Source organism: Arthrobacter sp. DNA4 (genome assembly GCF_024362385.1).
GTDB lineage: Bacteria > Actinomycetota > Actinomycetes > Actinomycetales > Micrococcaceae > Arthrobacter.
Genome location: NZ_CP101466.1, coordinates 2,166,908 through 2,191,760, shown reverse-complemented (window position 1 = coordinate 2,191,760; position 24,853 = coordinate 2,166,908). Strand labels below are relative to the sequence as shown.

The following is a 24,853-nucleotide window of genomic DNA, read 5'->3' as shown; positions in this document are numbered from 1 at the left end:
CCCGATGACAACCCCCTCTGACCACGTCGTCCCCGCGCATGTTGACCTCAAGCAGGCACCTGGCCCGGACCGCAATCCTCTGGTGCGCTGGCTGCTCGCCAACCAGGTGGCTCCCAGCGGCCCGGAGGCCAAGGAGGACCACAAGCCCAACGCCTGGTGGAAGGTCATGTGCCTGACCGGCGTCGACTACTTCTCCACACTGTCCTACCTGCCCGGCATTGCAGCCCTGGCCGCTGGGGCGCTGTCGCCGCTGGCCACTTTGCTGATCGTGGCCCTGACACTGCTGGGTATGCTGCCCATGTACCGCAGGGTCGCCCAGGAAAGCCCCCATGGTCAAGGATCGGTGGCCATGCTGGAGAAACTACTGCCATTCTGGCGCGGCAAGTTCTTCGTCCTGCTGCTCCTGGGCTTCGTGGCAACCTCGTGGATCATTACCATCACGCTCTCGGGCGCCGACGCCTCAGTCCACCTGCTGGAAAACCCCTTGATCCCCGAAGCCCTCAAAGGCGGAGCAGTAATCATCACGGTGGTCCTGCTGCTGATTTTGGGCGGAGTGTTCCTGCTGGGATTCAATGAAGCCGTCGGGGTCGCCATCCCGCTGGTTGCCATCTACCTGCTGCTTAACGCCGCCGTCGTGGTGGCCGGATTCATTCACCTCGCGGCCGACCCGTCCCTGGTGGTAAGCTGGACAGACCGGCTGCTCTCCAGTGGCGGCGGCCCGATGGGGCTGGTCAGCCCGGCCATCATCGCCTTCCCGTTGCTGGTCCTGGGCCTGTCAGGGTTCGAAACCGGGGTTTCCATGATGCCGCTGATCAAGTCCTCCGGAAGCACGCCGGACGACGTCATGGCTTCACGGGTCAGGAATACCCGCAAGCTGCTCACCACCGCTGCACTGATCATGAGCGTCTACCTCATGTCCACCAGCTTCCTGACCACCGTCATGATCCCGCCCAGCGAGTTCCAGGACGGCGGCCAAGCCAACGGACGGGCCTTGGCATTCCTGGCCCACGAACTCTTCGGCGCCGGATTCGGCACCGTCTATGACATCTCCAGCGCCTTGATCCTCTGGTTCGCCGGCGCGTCTGCAATGGCCGGGCTCATCAACATCGTGCCCCGCTACCTGCCCGCCTATGGCATGGCGCCCGAGTGGGGCCGCGCCGTCAGGCCTGTTGTGCTGGTCTACACCGTGGTGAGCATCGGCATCACGATCGCCTTCAAGGCGGACGTGAACGCCCAAGCCGGTGCCTACGCCACAGGGATCCTGGCCATGATGGTCTCGGGGGCGGTCGCCGTCACCGTCTCGGCCATCCGGCGTCGCAGCCGGGCCAGCGCCGTGGGCTTCACCGTACTGACCCTGATCCTGCTTTACGCCTTGGCCGATAACGTCATCGAAAAGCCGGACGGCCTCCTTATCTCCGCGTTCTTCATCGGCGGCATCATCGCTGTCTCCCTGGTCTCCCGCGTTACCCGGACCACCGAACTGCGGGTCGACACCATCGAATTCGACCAACCCGCACGCCAGTTCATTACCGATTCCATCGCGTACGACCGGGAACTCCACATCATCGCGAACAAACGCCAGACCGGGGACGGGACGGAATACGCCGAGAAGGAGTTCGAGCAGCGCGGGCTGAACCCCGTCCCCGGCCCCGCCGACGTCATCTTCCTGGAAGTTGAGATATCCGACCCCTCGGAATTCAGCCACACGCTCCGGGTCGAGGGCATCGAGGTTGACGGCTACCGGGTCCTCCGCGTGCAGTCCCCCGCCGTGCCGAACGCCATCGCAGCAGTCCTGCTGGCCCTCCGGGACTCGACCGGGGTCATGCCGCAGTGCTACTTCGAATGGTCTGAGGGCAGCCCGGTCAACCACCTCATGCGCTACCTGTTCCTTGGCCAGGGCGATACGCCTCCGCTGGTGCGGGAAATCCTCCGCGAGACGGAACCTGACAAGGCGGCCAGGCCCGGCATTCATGTGGGTTGACCGGCGCAACGGGGATGCGCGGCTCACGCCGGGACGCTGAAGTTACCGGTACCCGGGGCCTTGCTGGGGGCCGCTGTAAACAGCCTGACGGCGTCCACGCGGTTGGTGCACCGGAGCTTCGAGTAGGAATGTTCCAGGTGTTTGGACACAGTCCGCGGGCTGATTCCCAGCAGGTGGCCGACAGCTGTGCTTTTCAGGCCTTGCGCCACAAGCGCAAGGATCTCTGCCTCGCGGTCCGTCAGACCGAACTCGTCGGCACGCCACGGATTGTTCGTTGCAGTTGGCGGCTGTGAATAGGCCGTGTCGAGGAGGCACAGCACAGGCTGGATTTCCCTGGCAAGGTCCATTTCCCTGTCGCTGAAATCATGATTCCAGCGGTTCATGACCCAACTGTGCAATATTCCGGGGCCCGCCTGTGCCGTCCGTAGCGACAATTGTCGGTTAATCCGCATCTCCCGGAAGCCTTCACGATAAAGCCTCGATTCGTAGAACTCCCGGTCGGAAACAATGTCGCTGAGGCGCCGCGGGCGCCACACGCCGGCCATGGAATCGCCTACGTCGCTTGTGACGAGCGGATGGTCGTTTCGGATTTCAAGCAGTTTCCGGGCAAGATCACCGAACGGGTGGTTCCCGGGGCGGGCGTAGACCTCCGCTCGGACCTGCTGCATATCCAGCTCATTCCATGCCAGCCCATCGCAGGGGAAAAGCTTCGACAGGAGCTCGCTGGCCGCTTTCAGATAGGTCCCGCGGTCCGGCAGCCGGACGAGTTCGTAAGCAAGGTCACCAACAGCATCCATTGTTCTGCCCACCATAAACGAATGGTTCGTTTTTCAAGGCTAGGGGCCGGAATTCAGCACATTCAAGGGTTTGCCAGTTGTAGGGGGCTACCCCATTTGGTCCGCACCCGCGATGCGCAGAATTGCGTATATAAGCCCCATGCAAGGGGTTCTATATTCGCCTTGCCGGACGTGGCAGGCCATCCACCCGCGCGTCTGCAAAAAACGGACCCGACCCAAGAAGGAGAAGATCATGGCAGTCGCAATCATCATGGAGTTCGACGGGTCGACGCTTGAACAATATGACGAGATCAACAAGAAAATGGGCTTGACGCCCGGCGGCGCCGGTCCCGCAGGTTCGATATCCCACTGGGCCACGGCTACGGATAAAGGATTCCAAGTCACCGATGTCTGGGAAAGCCGTGAGCAGTTCGACGCCTTCGCCCAGGAGAAGATCGGACCTCTCAGCATGGAACTGGGCTTTGCGGCACCCCCGAAACTGACTTTCCATGAGGTACACAATTATCTAACCTCCAATACCGACACCCTCAGGGCCCCACTCCCGGCGCAGCAATAAGGGAGCCCAACAGCTGAAGAAGGTTCTGGGGCCGGTCCCTCGCAGGACCCGGCCCTAGGGCCTTTTCCGCCTATCGACCCCTATTTGGCGCCGAGGAAGATCGGGTTGGTCAATGCTGCCGTTGGACCCAGCAGCAGCGTCGTTCCCATATTGGTCCCGTTGCTCGCCGTGCCGTCGGCCATGGGATGGCGCACCTCGGCCCGCACGTAGGCGGAGAGCTGGGCGGTGGTGATCCAGGTGTGGGTGCCTTGGCCGCAGGCAGTGACAACACTTGAAATGGGGAACCTAAGCATGCTTACTATGGATGCAGCCGAATGCGAACGGCTGCCACACCACAGGAGGTAAGACCATGGGACTGGGTGACAAGATTGATAACGCTGCCGAGAAGGCGGGCGGCAAGGCCAAGGAAGCTGCCGGCGCAGCCAGCGGCGATGAGAGCCTGCGGGCCGAAGGCCAGGCAGACCAGGCCAAGGGTGACTTGAAGCAGGCCGGCGAAAAGGTCAAGGATGCTTTCAAGCACTGACCGGATCAAGGGAAAGGCGCGCTCAGCGAACGGGGCGCGCCTTTTCTGTGTCCATTGCCAGGACGGCAACCGCCCGCGCCTGCCCGTGCAGATCCCGGCGCCGATGGTGCGGAGTTTCACCCGGATGTCCCAGCCGCGTGGTCCTATGCTCTGGATATGCACCCCTTAGTGTCGATCGGTCTGGTGTTCCTCACCGGATTTGCCTGGATGGGTACCGTGGTGATCCTGCTGGTGTCCTTGGCGAAGGCCCGACGGCGGTCGCGGACCCGGGCTTACCATGGCGCTGGGGGTGCGGAAGCCCAAAAAGCTGATGATGCGGCGGCAGCGCGGACCTAACACCCCGTCCCTCAAGCCAAGACGATGAGTAGTCTTCAGGCCACCCGGATTCATCACCGGACCTCCAGCAGACATCTGGACCGCACGGGAGCACGGCCGCCTCCCACAAGGCTGGCTTCCTCTTCCGGCGGCCGCGGCCGGTCCTCACTGGGGTGCTGAAGTGAATTCAGACCAGCAGCAGCCAGCCCATCCCCCTCAGCCGCGCCATTCTCCCCAGGTCCAGTATCAGCACCAGCCGTACGGATACCCTCAGCCAGGCTGGCCGGGGCCTCCGCCGCCTAAGAATAGCTGGCTTGGATGGATCCTCGGCGGAGTCGGGCTGTCAGTAGCCCTACTGTGCATTCTTGTCTTCGCGGGATGCTCGGCACTGGCCCAGGAGATTAATGGTGGTGGCGGCTCCCAGGAAGAAAAGGCGAGTGCCATGAGGGCCCGCGCGGACAACGTACCGGAGCATGATTGGGTGGAGGTCTTCCGCTTCGACCCCAAGGTGGATCCCGGATGTCTCTCCATTGACACATCCTGTTTGCGGCTGAACGCACGATGGTCCGTGACTCATAAGGTCAGCATTGAAAGTGCGGCAAGCAGGTTCGGGATGACGTCCGGAAAGGGAGGCCCCGCCCTGGAACGGTCTGTGGGGTGCGTCAGGACCGCGACTGCTGGAGTAAGCCGGGAATCACTTTGTATCGATGCATCTCCGGAAGGCCCAGATTCCTATGAAGTCACCATTCATATGGAGCGTGACTGACCAGGTGCATAGCCGCTGGCTTGCGGAAACACTCTGCCCGAGGTGGGACTCGAACTACATTCCCGACCTTAAAACATATGCGGAACTCCTGAAAGCCTACAAAATCCGGGTCAGTTCGACGGCGGTACGAGGCACTCCGATACGAAAAGTGCGGACATTGTCCACACCCTCCCAGGCGCCAAACTCTCGAACTCAGATGGTCGTCTTCTGGGCGAATTCATTAGCCCGTCACCACCACCCCGTAGCTCCGAAAACGGTAGCCGGTCAACAATTCCACCCCGACGGCACCGCTACCAGACCAGCTCTCAACGGCTAATTGACGGAAAGTACGCTCTAGGCCCCCTTTGCATAGGGTCTGGGGGCCCAGAGAAGGACGCGCCTGGCATCGTGACTGGCCCGTTCCCCCACCCAGGGTGCGACAGTGTTATCCCCGCCCAGTGCGGAGTCTTACCCGCAGTGGCCCGCCGGCCATCACCCGGGGAGGCGTGGCGCCTCCCGGGGTAGCCCACGGCGGCCCTCCGGAGTCATGATGGCACTATGACTGATCCCCAACGGAAGCTGTCCGCCGCCGAGCTCGCCGAGGCCGGGCTCACGGGGTGGCGCGTGACCGGCGAGGCCCTCGCCGCCACCTTCAGGACCCGGAAGTTCTCCACCGGGCTGGAGCTCGTGAACCGCATCGGCGCCTCCGCCGAGGAGGCCAACCACCACCCTGACCTCACGCTTACCTACCCCGAGGTCGGCGTCACGCTCTCGAGCCACGACGTCGGCGGGATTACCAGCCGCGACATCGACCTGGCCCGCACTATCAGCGGCCACGCCGCGGACCTCGGGGTCGCCGCCACGGAGTGAGTCCCCGCCGTCGAGCAGGGGTGAAGGATCGTCGAGGCGCTAAGCAACCTTTACGGACTCGCCATTACCGGCATTCAAATTGATGGGGAAGGAACCCGGAAAGAGCTGGTTTCAACTGCCCGCTGAGGGTCCTGCGGGCTGGTTTTGGCGGGTCTTTCTGTCTGCGTCGATTTCCTACGCTGTCACTAGTCTCGGACGTGCTGTGAGCCTGGCGAATACCTGCGGGATCTTCACGGGCGGCAGGCCAGTGGCCGGTCCTGAACGATTGATTCCGCATACGGGCCCTGTTCGGTGCCGCTAAGCTAGCGCCAGGCAATGGCGACAGTAACTATCGATCCTCAATCTGTCCGTCTCTTCCCGTCGCCCGTGGCCGGGAGCATACTGAGACATGGCTGACTCCGATGACTTTCTGGCCTGGGTACGGTCGACCCTTTACGAGGCGGAATTGGCGCTCCACAACGGCGACGCCGGACCACGCCGAGCCATTTGGTCCCGCAATGAGCCCGTGAGCGTCCTTGGCGCCTGGCGCAACGCGCTGGGTCGGCAGGAGCTCGATGACCTGTTCACCGGTCTCGCCAGACAGTTCTCCAACTGCACTTCCTACCGCTTCGAGCTGATGGCGTACGACGTGGTCGGGGACATTGCCTACACCGCCGGCCTGGAGCACACCTCCGCCTCCGTAGACGGCGAGCCGCGGAGCTACACCCTCCGGGCAACCCAGATCTACCGGCGCGAGGACGGCCATTGGAAGGTAGCCCACCGCCACGGCGATACAGTCACTTCCTGACAACGACGAGGATGCAGTCCAAAGGTTTCCGCGTTGTGCGTCGCACGCTATTCCAGGAGGGCCGAACGGCAAATGCGACGCAAACAAGCCGCGCTAGCTAACTCTTCAAAAAGCGCGCCCCGCGAGCGGGCCTCTCCCCCAGCTTTGGCTGACAAAATCTTCATTATCGGCTATTAATCAGAACGAGCAGAAGGGGATTAGCGACTCGTGGACGCCGTCCCGTAGAGCTGCTGAAAGCGGTTCCGTTCAGCTCTGGAAGTAAAAATGCCTGTGGGCGGCACACCGCTCGTTCAGTCGAGCGGCACAGTTGGGGCACGATGTGGTCGCCAGATAAGCGTTTATGGACATCTCGCCTTTGCATACACCGCACAGCACTGCTGGCTCTGCCCACTCGTTCCTTGGCCATGTTTGGGTCGGGTGGTCTGCCTCCTCCTCGTGACAGAGATGGCAGGGATAGTACCGAAGACAGCACTTGAACTTTATGGCTATCACATCTACGTCAGTGTGATAGTGAATGCAGCGGGTTTGGTCGTCTACGGTCTTCCCGAAGATCCTCATAGCCATGCTCAGGCCTCGCTTACTTCACTCGGCGCACGAGGATGTCGGGGAAGGCCCTGTGGACGGCTACCGCGGCAGCGGATGCCAGTGCGTCCTTCAGGATGTCGCCCGGGTAGAAGATGAGGTCACTGGCGAAGGCAGCCTGCCATGACAGCTTGAGGATGACCATCATGCCGAGTACGCCGAGCAGGTGCGATGCGACCACGGTGACCACGACCGCGGCGAGGAAGAGCCAAAGGCCGCGCCGTTTGGCGGGGAGGCGCCGGATGATTTGCTCGGCGGCTATGCCAACGAGCAGGGCGGCGAGGAGGAACCCCACGATGTATCCGGCGGATCCGCCGGCGAGGACGGCCAGGCCAGCCCGGCCGCCCGAGAAGATCGGCAGCCCGGCGAACGCAAGGAGCAGGTAGAGCGCTACCGCTGCGGCGGCACGTGATCCGCCAAGGACGAGGCCCGTCACCATGATGGCGAGGGTCTGCAGCGTGATCGGCACCCCGAAGCCGCCCACGGGAATGCCGGGGATGATCGCCGAGGCCGCGATCAACGCTGCGAACACGGAGATAAGCGCCAGCGACTGCGCATCCCACAATGGACGCGGCGTGCGGGGGTTGTTCTCGGCGGGGCGGCGCGGTGCCGACGTCGAGGTCGTCTGGTGGCTCATGGTTCCTCCTGTGAATGGTGGTCGGGTCCTCCGAAGAAGGCTACAGAGCCCTCTCGACGGTCATTTTGTAGCGAAGCCACGACTGCGCCGACGATCTATGGATCAATTGCCACAAACCAGCGACCTGCCCTGCAGAGCTCTCGTTCCAAGGCCTCACGCCCAGAGGTGTACGGGCCGAGTTCGTGAAGGAAAGCCTGGTCTTCGCCGGCGAGGACTCCCCCGTGGCCAACCTGCTCTCCGTCATGGGCACCTTCGCCCAGTTCGAACGTTCCCTGATCAGGGAACGGCAGCGAGAAAGATTGGCCAGTCGAAGCAGCAGGGAGCCCAGAATTGGCGGAAGATGGCCCTGACCCCCGAACGGGCAGCCGAACTCATGAATCGCGCTGAGAACCCTGTTCCGGGCCGTCCTGGGCCGCGACTACGGCATCAGCCGTGAAACGATCAATAAGTACCTTCGTCAAGCCAGGGCCACGTAGCCTGCGCAGGTCAGAATCATTGATCAGGGGCCTTAGCGGGATTTCGCAGTTTTAGCGATGCCATGAGAGCGTGTGTGCCCGTCTGGCAGGAGTTTTCTGTCAGTTCCCCGAATCGGCAGGTTGACAGAATCTCCGTTAGCGCCGTTCAGCCGTGGCTTGTACACGGTAGGGAATCGCGTCACTCGAGTGAAGGGCGTGCTCAGCGAACGGGGCGCGCCTTTCCCGTTTTCAAAGGAGAAACCGTCCCCGTCGAGCGCGTTCGGCCGGACAAGGACGTGGTCCGCGACGAGGAAACCGTCAGCGAAGAAGTCCGCAAGGAACACATCGACACAAACGGCATCGACGACGACCGACGCCAACAGCCTAAAGCAGGCTTACCCGCCTGCCCTGGCAGTGTGAACAGTGCCCCCGGAAGTGAACTTCTCCTTCCGGGGGCGTTTCATGTGCGCGATGACTCCTCATCCGATCGCGTCCGTTCCCGCCCATGCCTGCGCAGACTCTCCTCAAGGCACGCTTCGTACCAATAGACAGTCCCCGGCTCAGGCGCAGGAGTATCAAGGCTTCGGTAAAGAGCATCCAGCACCTGCGCCAGTTCCTCATTGGACAGGCTGGAGGTAACCGCGTCAGGACCCCTGGGATCGCTGATGATTCTGTGAAGCTGCGGGTCTGCTGTTAGGTGGCTGGGTGCCGTGACAGCGCCCGGATCGTTTTGCTTACTCCCCCGGAACATGCTTCTACATCCGGCCGGAAGCCAGGTCTGCATCGACGTTGGGATCAGTGCGGTTGGCTTTCAGTTCCTCGGTGTTGACCCATGGTGATGATTCGGGCTTGGAAGCCTTCATGGACCGCCACACGGCTGCCCCGGCTCCAGCGGCGGCGAATCCTGCGATCAACCACCAGATCCGGGACGGGGACTTCCTGGTCTCGATCGGGACCGGCGCAGCAGCTTGTGGCCCGACCCGCCTCAGTTGTTCATGGACCCTGGGAGTGATGGTTTCCACGCTGACGGCTAGTTCATCCGCCAACCGCCGCAACAGCGCCTGGAGCCGCGGGGAGGCAGATTCGATGCCGGTATCGAGTCCGGCTACCGCTCTCTGGAGGGCTGCTTGGACGCCAGGGGTGGCCCATTCTCTGCCCTTGGCCAGCTGCGTCATGAGGTTCTCGGAAAGACGATGAACCTGCTCGGATTCCGTCAGTGGTTTTGCTGTCCGCATTGATGCCTCCTGTGGATGGTGGTGGGGACAGGCTAGGCCCACCGGAAGAGCCTGGGAAGGGCCTTTGGGGCTTTTTGACAGGGTTCTCGGGACGGAGACCAGCACAGTCACCGCCACGGTCAGCGAGGACTACGGAACCCAGGAAGACCGAGCACTTGCAAGGCGGCGGGATCGCGGATCACCTGCTGCACTTGGTGTTGCCGACAAGCGGAAAACGAAGCCTGTTGGACGATGCTTGGGCTTTCCAGCCGTGACTATGGTGGAGCTGGAACAGGCACCAGGTTATTGGATGCTGTCGCGCTTGGTGCTTCCTCGGCTGCGACAGGGATTGTGCCCATAAAGGTCCCCCTTGACCTGGCTCGTCCGGGGAGGAACCCCGGGCGTGTCGTTAGGGACACTCCAGGAAGACCATTGGATGCGGCGGAAGGGATTTCGTCCATCATCGGCACTTATTGTGGCAACCTTGAGGATGCAGCCAAGGAGCAGCAGTTGAATGAGCGCATCCCCGAGCGGCAGCAGGGCAGGCAGCGACGGGGCGTCAACAGCCGAATGGAGAGCCAGAAGACCACTCCGGTGACAAGGGGAACCAGTGGGCAACTTTGAATCATCCGCCTATAGGTCAGGCCAATGGATGAACAGCGACGGTGGCAACGACTGGGAACTGCGGGTCTCCGTTTACGACAGTGACATTGCCACCATCGAATACCAGCCCTCAGGCTCAGCCACCGGACGCTTCTTTCTGGGTTTCCAGCCCCGTGACTATTTCGACGACCCAAACGACCATGACCCCGTGGACCTGGCTGACGAATCCGAGAACTTCTCGGGGTGGGCCGCCTTGGTCCTGGGCAAGGACATCTCCCCGCAGGAAGTGCGGGCAATAATGGCAGAAGAAGACGTCGCTGAACCACTGGACACCTTCGTCGAAGACACGCTCAACAGGCTCCTGACCCGGTTGGACATGCCCCTGCCGCCGTGGCTGTGAACACCCCAACTGCACGCTTCCGCCTGCGCTGTCGGGGGCTGCCCTGGCTCCTCAGGTCAAAGTCCAGATCGAGGTCCCCGAAGACTCCCAGTTCCGGCCAGGTGGAGCCCACGGGCGCAGCCCCCAACGTCCGGGCGATGGGCATTCTGTCGACCGCGATGAGCTGGTCCAGGTCCAGGCCTGTTAGCTCCGCGATGTCCCGGATGAACGACCAGAAGGTGCCCGTCGGTGCAGGTAACTGCGAGTTTTTCGTGGAAGAGCCCCATGTCTCCCACCAGTGGATGGTGCAGAAGAGGTTTCCCTGCCACTTTCGGGCGCACATCGTGGCGGCCCCACAATGGCAGGAGGTAGGGACTGCTCTTTGACAGGTCAGAGACCAGCGCCTCAAGCGCGGGGTCCTTGACCCGCTCACCCACCGAGGCCCACAAGCCTGCGATGGTCACCGCGATGACCTGTTTTCAGTCTTCGTAAAGCTCCCGCTCGGCAGGGCCCAGAAACGCGTCTCGGAGCACGTTGGTCCCCACTTTGTTCCTGGGTGACAGGGCGACTGCCAATGGATTGGCAGCGGGGACGTTCATGAAGCGGTCCTGCACGAAGCCGGGGTGCGCCAAGCGGTGTAGATGCAGGGTCGAGGGTGGATCCAGGCGAAGGGCCCGGGCAAGGGCATCGAGGATCTGCGGTGACGGGTGGTGGTCTTTTCACTGCTCGAGCCACACACAATAATCGACGCTGATTCCCGCCAGTCCTGCGACCTCTTCACGCCGAAAATCCGGGACCCGACACCGGCCAAAGCCGAGACCAACGTCTTCCGGGCTAACAAGCCCCCGACGGGGCTGCAGGTATTGGCTGAAAGCCTGATTTGGCGCCACCTTCCCAATGTACGCTCGCCCTGGACAGGTGGCGGAGCCTCTCCGCGGTCCTTGGCGGCGCAAGGCGAGGACTCCTTTACGCTAAGAATTACCCCGCTAGGCGAAGTGTCCGACGATCTTCAGACTGTTTGGTTTGGGTAGTCCATGATGATGAGTGACACGCCGACCCCGCAGCAACGAAAAGGAAGATACATGACGAACTCAGGCACAAGAGGGTCCACTCCCCCGGATACCGAGGACGCCGTACTTGCTGCTGCCGAGGATTTTTTGGTTCAGCTCTTGCAGCCGCCCATCTTCAACCACAGCGCGCGGGTGTTCGAGTACGCCCGAGCCATCGCTGTCGGTGAGGGCTGCGCTGTTGATGTGGCAGCTCTGCGGATCGCTTCCCTCTTCCACGATGCCGGGACCGCTGATGAGTATGACGGCCCGCAGCGGTTTGAAGTCGAAGGCGCGGACGCGGCCGCGGCGTTCCTGACCACCCACGGATGGGAAGCCACCCGGGTTGACTCGGTCTGGGAAGCGATTGCGCTACACACCTCACCTCAGATCGCTGAACGCCGGGGACCGGTGGCAAGGTACCTCCGCCTTGGCGTTCGGGCCGACTTCGGGGACGACACCCTGCTGCCTCGCGCGGATAAGCACCGTTCCGAGGTCCAAGCGACGTATCCCCGGCTGATGATCGAGCAGTGCCTGGGCCAGAGAGTCGTTGACCAGGCACTGCGCAACCCGGAGAAGGCACCTCCATCCTCCTGGCCCGGTGGGCTGCTGCAGGCTCACCTGGGCACAAGCCGCGGCCAGGGGGTTAATCCTGCTTTCTAGCTTCTGGTCGAGCCGTTGCGAACTTATGGGTTCAGCATTCATGATGGGAAAGGCGCCCAAACGAGTGTTTGTAGGCGTGTGCAGCGCCGGATGCGAGAACTGCGGTGAGAAGTGAGTGAACGTGGCAGAACCATCGGGTTCCTGGTTCACGACAACGTCACGATGATGGACGTCGCCGGGCCAGCTGACGTGTTCCATCATGCCAATGCCTTTGGCGCCGACTATAAGACGGTTATGGTTTCAGCGGACGGCCAAGCCAAACGGGCTGCAAACGGCCACTATCTGATGGTGGAAACCACCGCCGCGCGGGCAGGTGCCCTGGACACAGTGCTCGTTCCTGGGGCCTACGGCATGGTGGCCAAGCCTTTCGAGCAGGAACTGGTCGACGCCGTTGCCCAACTGACGAACGATGCCAAAAGGATTGCATCCGTTTGCACTGGTGCTTTTCTCCTGGCGCACGCGGGTTTGTTGAACTACCGGAACGCGACAACGCACTGGACCCAGGTCGAGCGGTTCAGAAAGTCATTTCCCCTGGTTAACGTGGTCCCCGATGCGTTGTTTGTACAGGATGATCCGATCATCACTTCCGCTGGCATCAGTTCCGGCGTGGATCTGGCGTTGTTCATGGTTGAGGACGACTATGGTCCGGACGTAGCCCGCGCCGTCGTTCGGCAAATGGTCATATTCAACCAACGGCCCGGCGGCCAATCACAGCGCTCCGTGGCCGTCGGTGCGAGCACTTCCCGGGACCACGTCCTAAGGGAACTGCTGGACCGCATCACAGCTGAGCCAGCCGCCGACTACTCGATCGACGCCATGGCCGCCATGACAAATCTCAGCGCCAGCAGCCTTACCCGCAGGTTCCAAGAGGCAACCCGGACCAGTCCAGCACGGTATGTCGAAAAGGTACGCATCGAAGCCGCGCAGGCAATGCTCCAACGCGGAGCTACTGTTGCCACAACGGCAGCCGCAACCGGATTCGGAAGTGCAGAGACATTGAGGCGCGTTTTCACGCAAAAAGTCGGAATGAGTCCCTCCCTATATCTTGAGCGCCTCACGCCGCGCCACGACGGCACCGCACACCTCCCCACGTAACTTCTACAGCCTGACGCTAATTGTGGGTTTCCTGACGGAATCAGCGGGTCCGCTGATTCCTTCCAGGAACGATGCTTGACGTACCGGGGCAAACCGGAGCACCCACAACAAAAGGAGAAGGCCATGCCCTTCGTAAACGTCAAGCTCGTCGACGGGGTATTCACCGAAGACGAAAAGCACCGTATGGCGGCAGCACTGACCGACGTAATGGTGCAGTTCGAAGGGTCCGAAGCTTTCCGCGAGGTCGTCTGGGTCCTCATCGAAGAACTGCACACTGACGGTTGGCACATCGGCGGTCTTCCCTTCCGGGGACCAGCCAGCCTGATGGACGGCCTCGCACGTTCCAAGGGCCTCTACGAGTCCATCGATGGCCATCCGCTGACCCGGACCGAACTGGCCGAAAAAGCACCCGTTCGGGACAAGTAACCGGCCTGAAGGTTCAGTGACGCATCTGCTTGGGTAATGCGCCCTCGTCGAACCGGACAGCCAGCCCTTACCAGCCACATCTCTCAATTCGATGTGCAGACAGCTGGAGAACCACCGTTCGTTCTCCCCTCAAGAAAAGAAACAGAATTATGGCTTTCATCAAAGTCGGTATGGAAAACAGCACGGACGTCGAGCTTTACTATGAGGACCACGGCACGGGGCAGCCGGTTGTCCTGATCCATGGCTACCCGCTGGATGGCGGGTCATGGGAGAAACAAAGCGCAGCCCTCCTGAAGGCCGGCTACCGCGTCATCACCTACGACCGCCGGGGCTTCGGCAAGTCAAGCAAACCGACCACCGGCTACGACTACGACACCTTCGCCGCAGACCTCAACACCGTCCTCGAAACCTTGGACCTGCAGAAGGTCGTCCTGGTTGGCTTCTCGATGGGCACCGGCGAAGTGGGACGGTACATCCGCACTTACGGCGAGGCACGGATAGCCAAGGCAGCGTTCCTTGCTTCCCTCGAACCATTCCTCCTGCAAACCGAGGACAACGCCACCGGCGTTCCTTCCTCAGTGTTCGACGGCATCCGCAACGCCGCCACCGAAGACCGCTACGCCTGGTTCGCCCGTTTCTATGAGGATTTCTTCAACACCGACACCTTCCTTGGAAGTCGTCTCAGCGAGGAAGCCCTGCGCAGCGCATGGAACGTTGCGGCCCGCTCCTCCTGGTACGCCTCGTTCGCTGTCGTCGACTCGTGGCTAACGGACTTCCGTGCCGACGTCGGGAAGATCACCGTCCCGGCCCTGATTGTCCACGGAACGGAGGACCCATCCTCCCAATAGGCGCAACAGGCCGACAGTTCACCAAGTGTGTTCCCTCCGCTGAGTACGTGGAGATCGAAGGCGCCCCGCACGGCATGCTCTGGACGCACAGTGGCGAGATCAACGAAATCCTGCTCCGCTTCCTGAACAAGTAACCCAGCCCTGGCACCCGACAGGAGGGTGTGGAACCGACCGCTGTCCACACCCTGCTGCGGCTTCCCCGCCAATGAAATGGAACCACGACCATGACAGCTGTACATCACAAGACTCTGGTCCTTCTGGACCATCCCGACCTTTCCACTTCCCGTATCAACAGGGCTCTGGCAACCGCGCTCGAGGATGCACCGGGTCTTACTGTGCACGACCTGAGACGCCTCTACCCCGACGGCCACATCGACCTCGCTGCCGAGCGGGCCGCGGTGGAAGCGGCCGAGAACATCGTCCTGCAATACCCAACCCACTGGTACGCCCCTCCAGCATTCCTCAAAACCTGGCTCGACGAGGTGCTTGTCCGCGGCTGGGCCTACGGCACCGGAGCACCCGGAGCACTTGCAGGCAAAACACTCCGGGTCGCCACCAGCACCGGCGGCGCCGGGGAGGCTTACTCCCCGGAAGGCTTCCACGGGTGGGACTACAACGACATCCTCATCCCCCTGCAGGCCACAGCCCGCCGGCTCGGAATGCAATGGCTGAGCCCCTTCATCCTTCACGGCGTACGTGACCTGACGGACGAACAGCTGCAGGACCTGGCGCAGGACTACAGGAACCAGCTGTCGTTACGCACCGTGCCAGAGCACGTCTAAGCAATGCCGGCGAGAACCAACACCGATAGGACAACCACAATGAAAAGCATGTCGAGCACGGCCTACGGCGGCCCCGAAGTCATCCAGGAAGTCCACCTTCCCACTCCCGAGACGGCCGCGGGGGAAATAACGATTGACGTCCAGTACGCAGCCGTGGGCCTCATCGATGCCATCATCCGCCGAGGAATATTCGCCGACCTCGACTACGTCCCCAAGCCCAGCTATGTACCGGGACTCGAAGTCACCGGGACGGTCCGCGCCCTCGGGGAAGGGGTTACCGGTCTCTCGATCGGTGAGCACGTCGCAACGGTGACCCTTCCGAACAGCGGAGGATACGCAGAAGTCGTAGCCGCCCCGGCCGCGCTGGTCGTCTCACTCGAAGGATCCGGCGCTGATCCGGTCCAGGTCGTCGCGGGACTTGGCAACGCCGCGACCGCCTATATGGCACTGACCGAGCTGGGCAACATCCGTGCCGGATCCCGCGTGCTGGTCCACGGCGTCATTGGCGGCCTCGCCTCCGCGTTTCCCGCCGTCGCCCGCATGCTCGGAGCCAGCCGGGTAGTTGGTACCGTCCGCACCAGGGACAAGGCTGAAGCTGCTATGTCTCTCGGGCTGGACCGTGTCATTGTCTCCGACGAATTTCCCGACGCACTCCACGACGAAGCGTTCGATCTCGTTATCGACCCCGTAGGAGGAGAGCAGCGCCTCACCACACTGGACGTCATCGCACAGCATGCACGCATGCTTGTCGTCGGCAGCGCCGCACAGGACGGGGGCACCATGGTCGACACCAACAGGATCTGGCGCAGCAACATCGGCATCCTGGGCTTCAGCGCCGGGCTGGCGCTCTCCGAAAATCCCAAACGCGGGGCAGCCGCCGGACGAACTGTCCTGCCTCTCATCGCAAGCGGTCAGCTGACCCTCCCGGTGAGCGTGCTCCCGTTGGAAGAAGCTGCCGAAGCACACGCACAAATGGAATCACGGACCGTCACGGGCAGGCTCATTCTTGCTGTAAGCAGCCATCAAACCATTGGAAAGTACTGACAAGGTGCGGCACTCCCAGGCAGACCTGTCCTTTCCCGCATCCTCAAGTGAATGAGTATCAAAACATGAACCATGAAAACCAAAAGAACATCATCGTCACAGGTGCCAGCAGTGGCATCGGGGCAGCCACTGCTGGCGCGCTGGCGGCCCAGGGCCACAGGGTATTCCTCGGCGCGCGGCGTGAGGATTCACTGCGGACCCTCGTGGCTGACATCCAGCGCAATGGAGGCCAGGCAGAGTGCCGCCGGCTCGACGTAACAGACCTTGCCGACTTCAAGGATTTCGTGAAAGCCGCCGAAGAGCGCTTTGGTCCAGTCGACGTTCTCGTGAACAACGCGGGTGTGATGCCGTTGTCCCCCGTGCATGATCTGCGCATCGAAGAGTGGAACTCCATGATCGATGTGAATCTGCGCGGCGTACTTCATGGTGTGGCAAGTGCTTTACCCGGCATGCGGTCCCGGCGGGCAGGTCACATCATCAATGTCGCCTCAGTCGCTGGCCTGCGCGTTGACCCGACCGCAGCAATCTACTGCGCTACAAAATACGCCGTCCGGGCCTTCTCCGAAGGGCTCCGCCAGGAGAACACCGACGTGCGCGTAACCGTGGTTTCGCCCGGCTTCACGCTGACTGAACTAACGGACCGGGGCGGCAGTCCCGAAGTCCGGGCGGCTGCCCACGCCGCAGCCGAACAGTTCGGGATTCCCGCTACAGCTGTGGCCGACGTTATCGCCTTTGCCGTCGCGCAGCCAGCAAATGTCGACATCAATGAGCTCGTCGTCCGGCCGACCCTTCAGCAGTAGCCCCCAGCCCCCGACGTTTCGGGGTTGACACAGGAATAACTCGAGTTGACTGCTCGTGGGCCCCTCTAGGCCAGGCCCACGAGCCACGTGGGGAGGAAGTATCCGCGCATCGGATGTCAGCGCGGCTACTACACCAGAATCGAACAAGGCCGAATGAAATGAACACTTAAGGTCCGCGGCTCAGTACTTGTAGAAGCCCTCCCCCGAGGCGACGCCCAGCTTGCCCTGGTCAATGTAGTGCTCCTTTAGGTACTGGGCGAACGCCTGGGAACCGGCATCCGGCGAGGCCGAGGCAATGTTGTACGCCGTGGTGAGGCCGACGACGTCGTAGATCTGGAACGGTCCGCTCGGGGCCCCCGTGGCGATGCGCCAGGTCTTGTCAATGGTGTGCGGGTCGGCGACGCCCTGCAGCAGCAGGCCGGCGGCCGCGTTCAGCAGCGGAACCAGCAGCGAGTTCAGGACGTAGCCGGCCTTCTCCTTCTTGATCTCGATGGGTTCCAGTCCGCTGTTCCGGGCAAAGTCGACGACAGCGGCGAACACCGCCGGGTCCGTCTCCGCGGTGCCCATGACCTCAGCGATGTTCTGCGCCCAGATGTTGTTGGCGTAATGGAGCGCGAGGAAACGGTCCGGGCGTCCGGTGAAGTCTTTCAAGTCACTGGGCAGCAGGGTGGACGAGTTAGTCGCGAAGATGGACTTGACCGGCGCCAGCTCCGCGAGCTTGCGGTAGGCGACGCGTTTGAGTTCCAGCAGTTCGGGAACGGCTTCGATCACGAGGTCCGCGTCGACGACGGCGTCCCCGAGGTCTGCGGTGAGGCGGAGGTTTGCCAGGGCTGCTTCGGTCTTGCCCCCGGAGGTGCCGGCTGCCTGTGCCCGGTAGATGCCGGCGAGGCGGGTGAAACGGTCCCGCGCCTTGGCAAGCGCGTCCTCGTCGACGTCGTAGGCGGTGACCGCGAAACCGTGGAATGCGGCCTGGAAGGCGATCTGGGAGCCGAGCACTCCGGTGCCGAGCACGGTGAGCGTCTTGATGGAGGGCATTATCGTTTTCCTTTCGGCGCGGGCCTTAGCGGCTGCCCGGGTTTTCGGACCCGTAAATACTGCGGATCCAGATGGTTGACAGAACGTCCAGGGCGGCGGTCTCCGCGATGGCGGGACTCTCCCGGTTGAGGACAGCGGTAATGACCCGTTCGTTCATCAGGTTCAGGCTCACCGCGAGGTCGTGCGCGTCGATGCCCGCCGGCGCGGCACCGCGGGCCTGCTCGGCACGGATGACGTCGGTTGAGAAGTCGACCCAGGACTGCATTGATCTGGACCACAGCCCGCGCACCTCGTCGTTGCGGGCGCGCGCCCCGATGGCGGCGGTCGACACAGCGCGGTGCGAGACAAACACCTCAACGAACATTCCGATGGAACGGGTCCACGCACCCGCGGGGTCGCTCTCGAAATCGCGCGGCAGGTGCCCCACCCGGTGCTCAACCTCGGTGATGACCCGGTCCAGCAGGGCCAGCAGCACGGCATCTTTCGAGGGGAAGTAGAAGTAGAACGTGGGGCGCGAAATGCCGGCACCCCGGGCCAGATCCTCGATGGAGACCTCGTCAAAGGCACGGCTGGCCAGGAGTGCCTCCGCGGTGACCAGGATTGCGTCCTGCCGCTCATCACCCGAAACCCTCGCACTGCGTCTTCCTCTTTGAGCCATGCGCCCATCCTAGCCGCGGCTCTCAACACAGTGTTGACTATCTCAACATTAAGTCGATAACTTGGCGGCATGAGCGAGCACGTGGATGTGTTGATTGTCGGCGCCGGGCTGAGCGGCGTGGGTTTCGCCAGCCGGCTGAAGCGCGAGGTACCCGGAAAAACCTTCACCGTACTGGAGTCGCGGAACGCCGTCGGGGGGACCTGGGACCTGTTCCGGTACCCCGGGATCCGGTCCGACAGCGACATGTACACGCTCGGCTACTCCTTCCGGCACTGGGCCGGCGCCAAGGCGATCGCGGACGGCGAGTCCATCCGCGAGTACATCGAGGCAACGGTCGCCGACGAGGGCCTGGCGCCGCGTATCCGGCTAAACACCCGGGTCATGTCCGCCGCATGGTCAAGCGAAACCGCACTGTGGACCGTGACGGCGGTCCACACCTCCGGCGGCGAGTTCCGGTCCGGCGACACCGCCTCCTCCCCCGAGCCGGTCACCTTCACCTGCTCGTTCCTGTCCGTCTGTTCCGGCTACTACCGCTATGACGAGGGCTTCACCCCGGCCATCGACGGGGCCGACACCTTTGCCGGAACGATCGTCCACCCGCAGCACTGGTAAGCCGACCTCGATTATGAGGGAAAGCAGGTGGTGGTCATCGGCAGCGGCGCCACGGCCGTGACGCTGGTGCCGTCCATGGCAAAGTCGGCGGCCAAGGTGACGATGCTGCAGCGCTCCCCCACCTACATCGCCCCCGTGCCCGCGCGGGACCACCTGGCCGACCGCCTCCGGGGCAAGCTGCCCGCGCAACTGGCGTACGACGTCGTACGCTTCAAGAACATTCTCTTCTCCATGTTCACCTACCAGCTCAGCCGACGGCGGCCGGAGACGATGAAGGCGATCCTGCGCAAGTCGGCAACAGCCAAACTGCCGGCGGGCTTCCCGGTGGACACGCACCTGGCCCCGTCGTACCAGCCGTGGGACCAGCGGGTCTGTGCGATCCCCAACGGGGACCTGTACCGGGCCATCAGTGCCGGCACTGCCGGGATCGTGACCGACACGATCTCCCGGATCACCCCGGACGGGATTGACCTGATCTCCGGCACATCGCTGCCCGCCGACGTCATTGTCACGGCGACGGGACTGAACTTGCTGGTGATCGGCGGCATGAAGCTCTCCGTCGACGGCGAGCCCGTGGACGTCGGCAGAACCCTCACCTACAAGGGCATGATGCTGGAGGGCGTCCCGAATTTCGCCCTCACCATCGGCTACACCAACGCGTCCTGGACTCTGAAGGCGGACCTGGTCGCCGGCTATATCTGCAGGCTGATCAAGCAGCTCGACCGCAGGAACCTCCAGTGGGTGGTACCCGTGGCACCCGCCGACGTCGCCAACGGCACGCTGTCCTCACTGATCGACCTGAAGGCCGGCTACATTTTCCGCGGCGCCGACCAACTGCCCCGGCAGGGCGCAGGCTCGCCGTGGCGGCTGCACCAGAACTACTTCCGCGACTTCGCCCTGCTCCGGGCGGGCAGGCTGACCGACCACGTCCGGTTCGGTAGCGCGGGCAGCCGGTGCGGGAAACCGTCCGGCAACCCGCGACCCCGGCCAGGGATGCCCTCGCGCTGCCGGGAACGAGCCATGTCACCGTCGCGGGGACACGCCTGCGCTACCGGAGGACCGGCAGCGGGGATCCGGTCCTCCTGCTCCACGGCATCGGCCAGAGCCTCGAGGACTGGAACGAACAGCACGAGCGGCTCTCGGACCGCCACACGGTCTACAGCGTCGACCTTCCCGGCTTCGCGTACTCCGAACGGCTCCCCGGCACGACGACGCTCGCGAAGCTGGCCGGGATCCTGCCGGCTTTCCTGGACGCCGTCGGGGTTTCCGGGCCGCTGCCCGTGATGGGCAACTCACTCGGCGGTGCCGTAGCCATGAAGCTGGCCGCCGACCATCCGGACCGCGTCTCCGCGCTCGTGCTGGCCAACAGCGCCGGATTCGGCAAGGAAGTGGCACTGGTCCTTCGCCTCCTTTCGGTCCGCCCGCTCGCGGCCCTGCTCCTGCGGCCCGACGAGAAAGCATCACGCCGGACCGTCCAGTCGCTCTTCTACGACAAAGCGCTGGTCACGGACGACCGCATCGGCCACGCGCTCGCCCTGTCGCAGCGGGAGGCGCACCGCCGGACGCTGCTCGACGTCGCCCGCGACCTGGGAACGGTCTCCGGTGTCCGGGCCGAGTGGCGCGCAGCTCTGATCGGAGCGCTCGCCAAGTCCGACGTTCCGGCGCTGGTGGTGTGGGGCGACCACGACCACATCCTGCCGTTCAGCCACCTTGAAGCGGCCGCCGCGGCGCTGCCCCGCGCCGAGTCGCACGTCTTCGCCAAGACCGGACACATGCCGCAGATCGAACGGCCTGACGAGTTCGCGGCCGTAGTCGAGGACTTCCTCACGAGGGTCTCCGCAGACCGTCAGGCGGCAAGCATCTAAGGGCGCTTCTCGACGTCGGCGAGTCGCTGTTTCGGCAGGAGCTCCTCTACATTTGGGGAACGTAGATATACGGCCCTCTGATCGCCAGCGCAGAAACGACGTTCCCTGCCGAAGCACGTACATTCTCGATGTAGTTGCTGAGGATGAAGTCGGCAGAGTTACTTTCACCCGAGCCGAAGAGACCAACACGGAACGAGAAGTCCATCCTCACTTCGTTCACCGAATGGGGCCCATCAACCATGTACCGGCATATTTGCGCGCCAGGGCGGAGAACTTCCTGACGGGCCGGGGTAGACACATTTCGGACATGCTCGGGCCAGTTGAGCAGGCGCACGCCAGGAACGAACAATTGAGTGACTATTGCCACTTACGTTTCTGGTTTGGAATCCACCGTCTAGCTGTACTAACCCGGTTGGTTGGTGACACGACTGGCGGGGGAGGCGCCTTTGAGTGCGGTGTGGGGCCTGCGCTGATTGTAGTACTCGATGAAGTCCGGGTAGCAGGATTGCCGTTCGGCTTCTGAGCTGTAGGCCTTGGCGTAGGCTCGTGGCTGACAAATCCCCCCGCCAAACCGCAGCCAAGAAATCCGCCAAGACCATCAAGGAGAAACGAGCCGACAAGAAGGCCGCCGCGGCACCCCCAGCTCAGCAGACAAGGGCCTAGCAGCCAAGTCGACAAGCCGGAAAAGAAGTGACCGGTATGAGCGAGCACCTGACCCTCGGCATCTTCTCCAGCACCCGGAAACCCGATGAGCGGCGCCTTCCCATACACCCCCTGCATTTGAAGCGCATCGCCCCCGATATCCGGCAGCACCTCATTTTTGAGGAAGGCTACGGCGAGCGTTTCGGCGTCTCGGACTCCCATCTGGCGCCACTCGTCGGACGGGTCGTCCCGCGCACGACTGCTGGCGGAAGCAGACATCGTCCTCCGCGGAGCTCCGCGACGGGCAGGTCCTTTGGGGTTGGCCGCACTGCGTCCAGGACCGCGCCATCACCCAGATGGCAACCGATAAGAAGCTCACGCTGATCGCCTTCGAGGCGATGAACCACTGGGCCAGCGACGGCGGATTCGGGCTGCACGTGTTCCACAAAAACAACGAACTGACCGGCTACTGCTCCGTGCTTCACTCCCCGGCCCTGACCGGCTCCACCGGAGACTACGGCCCGAGACTCAGCGCCGTCGTCATAGGCTTCGGCGCGACCGCACGGGGTGCCATCACCGCCCTCAACGCCCACGGCATTCATGACGTCCAAGTCCTGACCAACCGCGGGGTGGCGGCCGTGGGTTCGCCCATCTATTCGGTGCGGATTGTCCAGTTCGATCACGACCCCAAAGCGCCGTTCCTCAGCGAGGTCATCACCGAACGCGGGCGGGTCCTGTTGGCTCCGTTCTTGGCCGAAAGCGACATGGTGGTCAACTGCACTTTGCAAAACCCCAACGCACCCTTGACCTACCTTCGGACCGAGGACCTGGACGCTTTCCGGCCCGGCAGCCTGATCGTGGATGTGAGCCAATGTTCACCGTGGGTGACCACATCAATTACTACGCGGTGGGCCACCGCCCCTCCTGCCTCTGGAAGTCCTCCAGTTGGGAAATCAGCGAAGCCCTGCTGCCCTTCCTGGAAACCGTGATCTCCGGTCCCACTGCCTGGGCAGGAAACGAAACCATCAGCCGCGCGATCGAAATCCGCGACGGCGTGATCCTGAACCAGGACGTGCTGCAGTTCCAGCAACGGGAACCGGACTACCCGCACTCCCCACGGCCCGCCTGAAGGCTACGTCACCCTGTAGCCCGCCTTGGACGGCCGGTTGTCCGCCTTCGCGTGTAGCGCGCCAGCTGTGATGACCCCGGACCGGCGAAAGAGCTGGGACTACTACCCCGGGCGCGCTGCGTGCTCGAAAACCACGAAGCCATTAGTGTCATCATCCCCTGATCAGTACATCTGATCGGGGCCCCGCGCAGCAGCATTGCCGATTAAGGGACCCTGTCCGGACTGGTAGGCAGACGCGATGGCTGGTTCCAGTTCCTCGATCACGGTATGGTTCCCCGGGAGAACCACATGGGCGAGAAATTCTGATTCGAGCGTAGCAACACCGGCGGCCACCGCTGCGAGTTTGGCGTCTGTCGACAAGGCGAAAGCGTGCCAAAACCTTCGCGCGACGAGTTCCAGGGCTTTTGTTGTAACTTCCCGGCCAGGGACCGCCGAGACGTCACCTTGTACAGCGGGAATTCCATGAGGCTGCGGTAAAGAGATGAGGATGCGGAACTGTCTTCCGCAGGCCCTGAACGCGATGGCGCCGAGGCGCCCGCGTTGATTGAAAAGAACATCCGTGGCCCCAAAGTCCAAGAGCGCCCGCTCGACGTGTTCTCGTGAATCCCCAACGCTGAAGGAGTCACCACGGGTGTAAAAACTCCGGCTATCAAAAGTTGCCATCGTCCAACTATGCGCCTTTGGGAGCCCCTCGGCTGCGCCAGAGTACCTGCGGACGAAATAAAGTTCCAGGAACGATCTTCTTGGAGAACTTCATGTGCAACGCGGTTGCCCGCGCCTAGTGTGGGGTGTGCAGGCACATGCCGCGCAACTACCCTCAGGGAGAGTGCATGAACTCCAACCAGTCCAGCTCTGAACAATTCATGCTGTACCTGAAAAGTCTGGGTGGTTCAGAGGCTGACGTCACCGGACCTGGGTGCATGGTATGTGATGAAGACACCGTGGAGAGCGTAGTCTCGCGAATGAGGAGGGAGAGGCACGGACGCGGCAATGACCTTGTGGAGCCTGTAATTCTTCAGGCCTCCGCGCAGGTCCTGATCAGTAGGCGCGACCAGACGGCCCCAGCAGCCAGTCCGGAAAGCCGTAAGGGGGACTGTCAAGCGGATGCCCACCACCGTGAACTGGGACACTCGCTTCCAACCTTGGATGCATCGTCGCCTGGTATCGCTAAACGCTCTGCCGCAGAATGAGAGACAGCCTCGACCGATCGTCGGGAAAGGAAACAAGTCTCCACATCCCCGGCTGCCATTCGGCTCCGTCCAGCAGCCGTAACTACCTCCAGCCAGTAGCCGTTAAGGATGGCCCGTTCGCTATTAAGCGGTACTACGCGCATGCTGGTCTAGAGCACAGCGATGAATTGGTCCAGCCAATGGCCTTGGAATCGTGAACCTCAGGCGCTGATTAACGACGAGTTCACAGTTCCCTATCGGATCCGTTACGCAGTCAGCGGTTTCGACGGACTGCGTCCGAGCCCCGGGCAATGTCTTTTCGAGAATCAACGTGTCCAGCGCCCCGGGGCGCGAATATCAAGTCCTATGCCACATGAGTGAACCGCCAATTCGGCGCCTACCGGAGCATCGTCGAAGACAAACATGTCGAGGCGGTCCGGAGTCCTTCGACGGCGCGTCCTGGACCCAACAGCCGGCCCGGCCACGCGGACAGTTTCCAGTTCGGCAGCACGGGCAGGCTTCGGTGCTGGTCATTGGCGTTGCCTGCCTCAACAACAGTGCAGACCGCCCTGCTGCCAAGGTCAGCGAGGGCGGT

26 protein-coding genes and 4 pseudogenes are annotated in these 24,853 nt (G+C 62.7%); 19 read left to right on the top strand and 11 right to left on the bottom strand.

Annotation, left to right across the window (positions count from 1 at the left end; genetic code table 11):
* Positions 1-4: 4 nt before the first annotated feature.
* On the top strand, positions 5-1,981 hold the full coding sequence (locus tag NMQ03_RS10030; protein WP_255175450.1) for an amino acid transporter: 1,977 nt from the start codon (positions 5-7) through the stop codon (positions 1,979-1,981).
* Between the two features lie 23 nt (positions 1,982-2,004).
* Here the strand turns inward: NMQ03_RS10030 and NMQ03_RS10025 are convergent, their stop codons facing one another.
* A complete protein-coding gene (locus tag NMQ03_RS10025; protein ID WP_255175449.1) occupies positions 2,005-2,793 on the bottom strand; it encodes a helix-turn-helix transcriptional regulator in 789 nt (262 codons plus the stop codon).
* Between the two features lie 217 nt (positions 2,794-3,010).
* On the opposite strand from NMQ03_RS10025, the gene NMQ03_RS10020 reads away from it, so the two are divergent.
* Complete coding sequence (locus tag NMQ03_RS10020; protein ID WP_255175448.1) at positions 3,011-3,334, top strand: hypothetical protein; 324 nt, start codon at positions 3,011-3,013, stop codon at positions 3,332-3,334.
* A gap of 80 nt (positions 3,335-3,414) precedes the next feature.
* Here the strand turns inward: NMQ03_RS10020 and NMQ03_RS10015 are convergent, their stop codons facing one another.
* Positions 3,415-3,627 (bottom strand): hypothetical protein, encoded by a 213-nt coding sequence (locus tag NMQ03_RS10015; protein ID WP_255175447.1) that lies wholly within the window; start codon positions 3,625-3,627, stop codon positions 3,415-3,417.
* A 56-nt stretch (positions 3,628-3,683) separates the two neighbouring features.
* Here NMQ03_RS10015 and NMQ03_RS10010 point away from each other — a divergent pair, with 56 nt between their 5' ends.
* The 3 genes from NMQ03_RS10010 (at position 3,684) to NMQ03_RS10000 (ending at position 6,574) form a co-directional block, all read left to right on the top strand.
* Positions 3,684-3,857, top strand: a complete 174-nt coding sequence (locus NMQ03_RS10010) for a CsbD family protein (protein WP_159633138.1) — start codon at positions 3,684-3,686, stop codon at positions 3,855-3,857.
* A gap of 1,618 nt (positions 3,858-5,475) precedes the next feature.
* Positions 5,476-5,787, top strand: coding sequence for a 4a-hydroxytetrahydrobiopterin dehydratase (locus NMQ03_RS10005; RefSeq protein ID WP_255175446.1), 312 nt, complete (start codon positions 5,476-5,478; stop codon positions 5,785-5,787).
* Between the two features lie 388 nt (positions 5,788-6,175).
* Positions 6,176-6,574 (top strand): nuclear transport factor 2 family protein, encoded by a 399-nt coding sequence (locus NMQ03_RS10000; protein WP_255175445.1) that lies wholly within the window; start codon positions 6,176-6,178, stop codon positions 6,572-6,574.
* Positions 6,575-6,820: 246 nt separating this feature from the next.
* Here NMQ03_RS10000 and NMQ03_RS09995 read toward each other — a convergent pair whose 3' ends face one another.
* Together NMQ03_RS09995 and NMQ03_RS09990 are read right to left on the bottom strand one after the other, a co-directional pair.
* Complete coding sequence (locus NMQ03_RS09995) at positions 6,821-7,132, bottom strand: CHY zinc finger protein (RefSeq protein ID WP_255175577.1); 312 nt, start codon at positions 7,130-7,132, stop codon at positions 6,821-6,823.
* 19 nt (positions 7,133-7,151) lie between these two features.
* A complete protein-coding gene (locus tag NMQ03_RS09990; protein ID WP_255175444.1) occupies positions 7,152-7,793 on the bottom strand; it encodes a biotin transporter BioY in 642 nt (213 codons plus the stop codon).
* 94 nt (positions 7,794-7,887) lie between these two features.
* On the opposite strand from NMQ03_RS09990, the pseudogene NMQ03_RS09985 reads away from it, so the two are divergent.
* Positions 7,888-8,269 (top strand): annotated as a pseudogene (locus NMQ03_RS09985) (recombinase family protein); the annotation flags it as partial.
* Positions 8,270-8,331: 62 nt separating this feature from the next.
* Entirely contained in the window at positions 8,332-8,796 is a 465-nt protein-coding gene (locus NMQ03_RS21185) for a DUF2382 domain-containing protein (RefSeq protein WP_324645101.1), read from the top strand.
* Positions 8,797-9,003: 207 nt separating this feature from the next.
* Here NMQ03_RS21185 and NMQ03_RS09975 read toward each other — a convergent pair whose 3' ends face one another.
* Positions 9,004-9,483 (bottom strand): hypothetical protein, encoded by a 480-nt coding sequence (locus NMQ03_RS09975; protein WP_255175443.1) that lies wholly within the window; start codon positions 9,481-9,483, stop codon positions 9,004-9,006.
* Positions 9,484-9,894: 411 nt separating this feature from the next.
* On the opposite strand from NMQ03_RS09975, the gene NMQ03_RS09970 reads away from it, so the two are divergent.
* Complete coding sequence (locus NMQ03_RS09970) at positions 9,895-10,086, top strand: hypothetical protein (protein ID WP_255175442.1); 192 nt, start codon at positions 9,895-9,897, stop codon at positions 10,084-10,086.
* A 28-nt stretch (positions 10,087-10,114) separates the two neighbouring features.
* Positions 10,115-10,465 carry a hypothetical protein gene (locus tag NMQ03_RS09965; RefSeq protein ID WP_255175441.1) on the top strand — a complete coding sequence of 117 codons (351 nt, stop codon included), beginning with the start codon at positions 10,115-10,117 and terminating at the stop codon, positions 10,463-10,465.
* A gap of 56 nt (positions 10,466-10,521) precedes the next feature.
* Here NMQ03_RS09965 and NMQ03_RS21180 read toward each other — a convergent pair.
* Positions 10,522-11,043: pseudogene (locus tag NMQ03_RS21180) on the bottom strand (hypothetical protein).
* Between the two features lie 483 nt (positions 11,044-11,526).
* Between NMQ03_RS21180 and NMQ03_RS09960 the strand changes: the two are divergent.
* From NMQ03_RS09960 to NMQ03_RS09930, 7 genes and pseudogenes are all read left to right on the top strand, one after another.
* Positions 11,527-12,153, top strand: coding sequence for an HD domain-containing protein (locus NMQ03_RS09960; protein ID WP_255175440.1), 627 nt, complete (start codon positions 11,527-11,529; stop codon positions 12,151-12,153).
* A gap of 111 nt (positions 12,154-12,264) precedes the next feature.
* The gene (locus NMQ03_RS09955) at positions 12,265-13,248 is read left to right on the top strand and encodes a GlxA family transcriptional regulator (protein WP_255175439.1); all 984 of its coding nucleotides are present in this window, start codon (positions 12,265-12,267) and stop codon (positions 13,246-13,248) included.
* Between the two features lie 123 nt (positions 13,249-13,371).
* Positions 13,372-13,674: a tautomerase family protein gene (locus tag NMQ03_RS09950; protein ID WP_255175438.1), complete on the top strand. Its 303-nt coding sequence runs from the start codon at positions 13,372-13,374 to the stop codon at positions 13,672-13,674.
* 149 nt (positions 13,675-13,823) lie between these two features.
* A pseudogene (locus NMQ03_RS09945) lies at positions 13,824-14,656 on the top strand (alpha/beta fold hydrolase).
* Between the two features lie 90 nt (positions 14,657-14,746).
* A complete protein-coding gene (locus NMQ03_RS09940; protein ID WP_255175437.1) occupies positions 14,747-15,304 on the top strand; it encodes an NAD(P)H-dependent oxidoreductase in 558 nt (185 codons plus the stop codon).
* 48 nt (positions 15,305-15,352) lie between these two features.
* Positions 15,353-16,348 (top strand): zinc-binding dehydrogenase, encoded by a 996-nt coding sequence (locus NMQ03_RS09935; protein WP_255175436.1) that lies wholly within the window; start codon positions 15,353-15,355, stop codon positions 16,346-16,348.
* Positions 16,349-16,395: 47 nt separating this feature from the next.
* Entirely contained in the window at positions 16,396-17,148 is a 753-nt protein-coding gene (locus NMQ03_RS09930) for an SDR family oxidoreductase (RefSeq protein ID WP_255175435.1), read from the top strand.
* A gap of 180 nt (positions 17,149-17,328) precedes the next feature.
* Here NMQ03_RS09930 and NMQ03_RS09925 read toward each other — a convergent pair whose 3' ends face one another.
* Both NMQ03_RS09925 and NMQ03_RS09920 read right to left on the bottom strand, forming a co-directional pair.
* Positions 17,329-18,183 (bottom strand): 3-hydroxyacyl-CoA dehydrogenase, encoded by an 855-nt coding sequence (locus NMQ03_RS09925; protein ID WP_255175434.1) that lies wholly within the window; start codon positions 18,181-18,183, stop codon positions 17,329-17,331.
* Between the two features lie 25 nt (positions 18,184-18,208).
* A complete protein-coding gene (locus NMQ03_RS09920; protein WP_255175433.1) occupies positions 18,209-18,841 on the bottom strand; it encodes a TetR/AcrR family transcriptional regulator in 633 nt (210 codons plus the stop codon).
* Positions 18,842-18,910: 69 nt separating this feature from the next.
* Between NMQ03_RS09920 and NMQ03_RS09915 the strand changes: the two genes are divergently transcribed.
* The gene (locus NMQ03_RS09915) at positions 18,911-19,453 is read left to right on the top strand and encodes an NAD(P)/FAD-dependent oxidoreductase (protein ID WP_255175432.1); all 543 of its coding nucleotides are present in this window, start codon (positions 18,911-18,913) and stop codon (positions 19,451-19,453) included.
* Between the two features lie 239 nt (positions 19,454-19,692).
* Here NMQ03_RS09915 and NMQ03_RS09910 read toward each other — a convergent pair whose 3' ends face one another.
* A complete protein-coding gene (locus NMQ03_RS09910; RefSeq protein ID WP_255175431.1) occupies positions 19,693-20,001 on the bottom strand; it encodes a hypothetical protein in 309 nt (102 codons plus the stop codon).
* Positions 20,002-20,406: 405 nt separating this feature from the next.
* Between NMQ03_RS09910 and NMQ03_RS09905 the strand changes: the two genes are divergently transcribed.
* On the top strand, positions 20,407-21,318 hold the full coding sequence (locus NMQ03_RS09905) for an alpha/beta fold hydrolase (RefSeq protein WP_255175430.1): 912 nt from the start codon (positions 20,407-20,409) through the stop codon (positions 21,316-21,318).
* 403 nt (positions 21,319-21,721) lie between these two features.
* On the opposite strand, the gene NMQ03_RS21175 is transcribed toward NMQ03_RS09905, so the two are convergent.
* Positions 21,722-21,877: an integrase core domain-containing protein gene (locus tag NMQ03_RS21175; RefSeq protein ID WP_369693219.1), complete on the bottom strand. Its 156-nt coding sequence runs from the start codon at positions 21,875-21,877 to the stop codon at positions 21,722-21,724.
* Positions 21,878-22,017: 140 nt separating this feature from the next.
* Between NMQ03_RS21175 and NMQ03_RS09900 the strand changes: the two are divergent.
* Positions 22,018-23,089: pseudogene (locus tag NMQ03_RS09900) on the top strand (alanine dehydrogenase).
* A gap of 162 nt (positions 23,090-23,251) precedes the next feature.
* Here NMQ03_RS09900 and NMQ03_RS09895 read toward each other — a convergent pair.
* Positions 23,252-23,752: a hypothetical protein gene (locus tag NMQ03_RS09895; RefSeq protein ID WP_255175429.1), complete on the bottom strand. Its 501-nt coding sequence runs from the start codon at positions 23,750-23,752 to the stop codon at positions 23,252-23,254.
* Positions 23,753-24,853 lie beyond the last annotated feature (1,101 nt).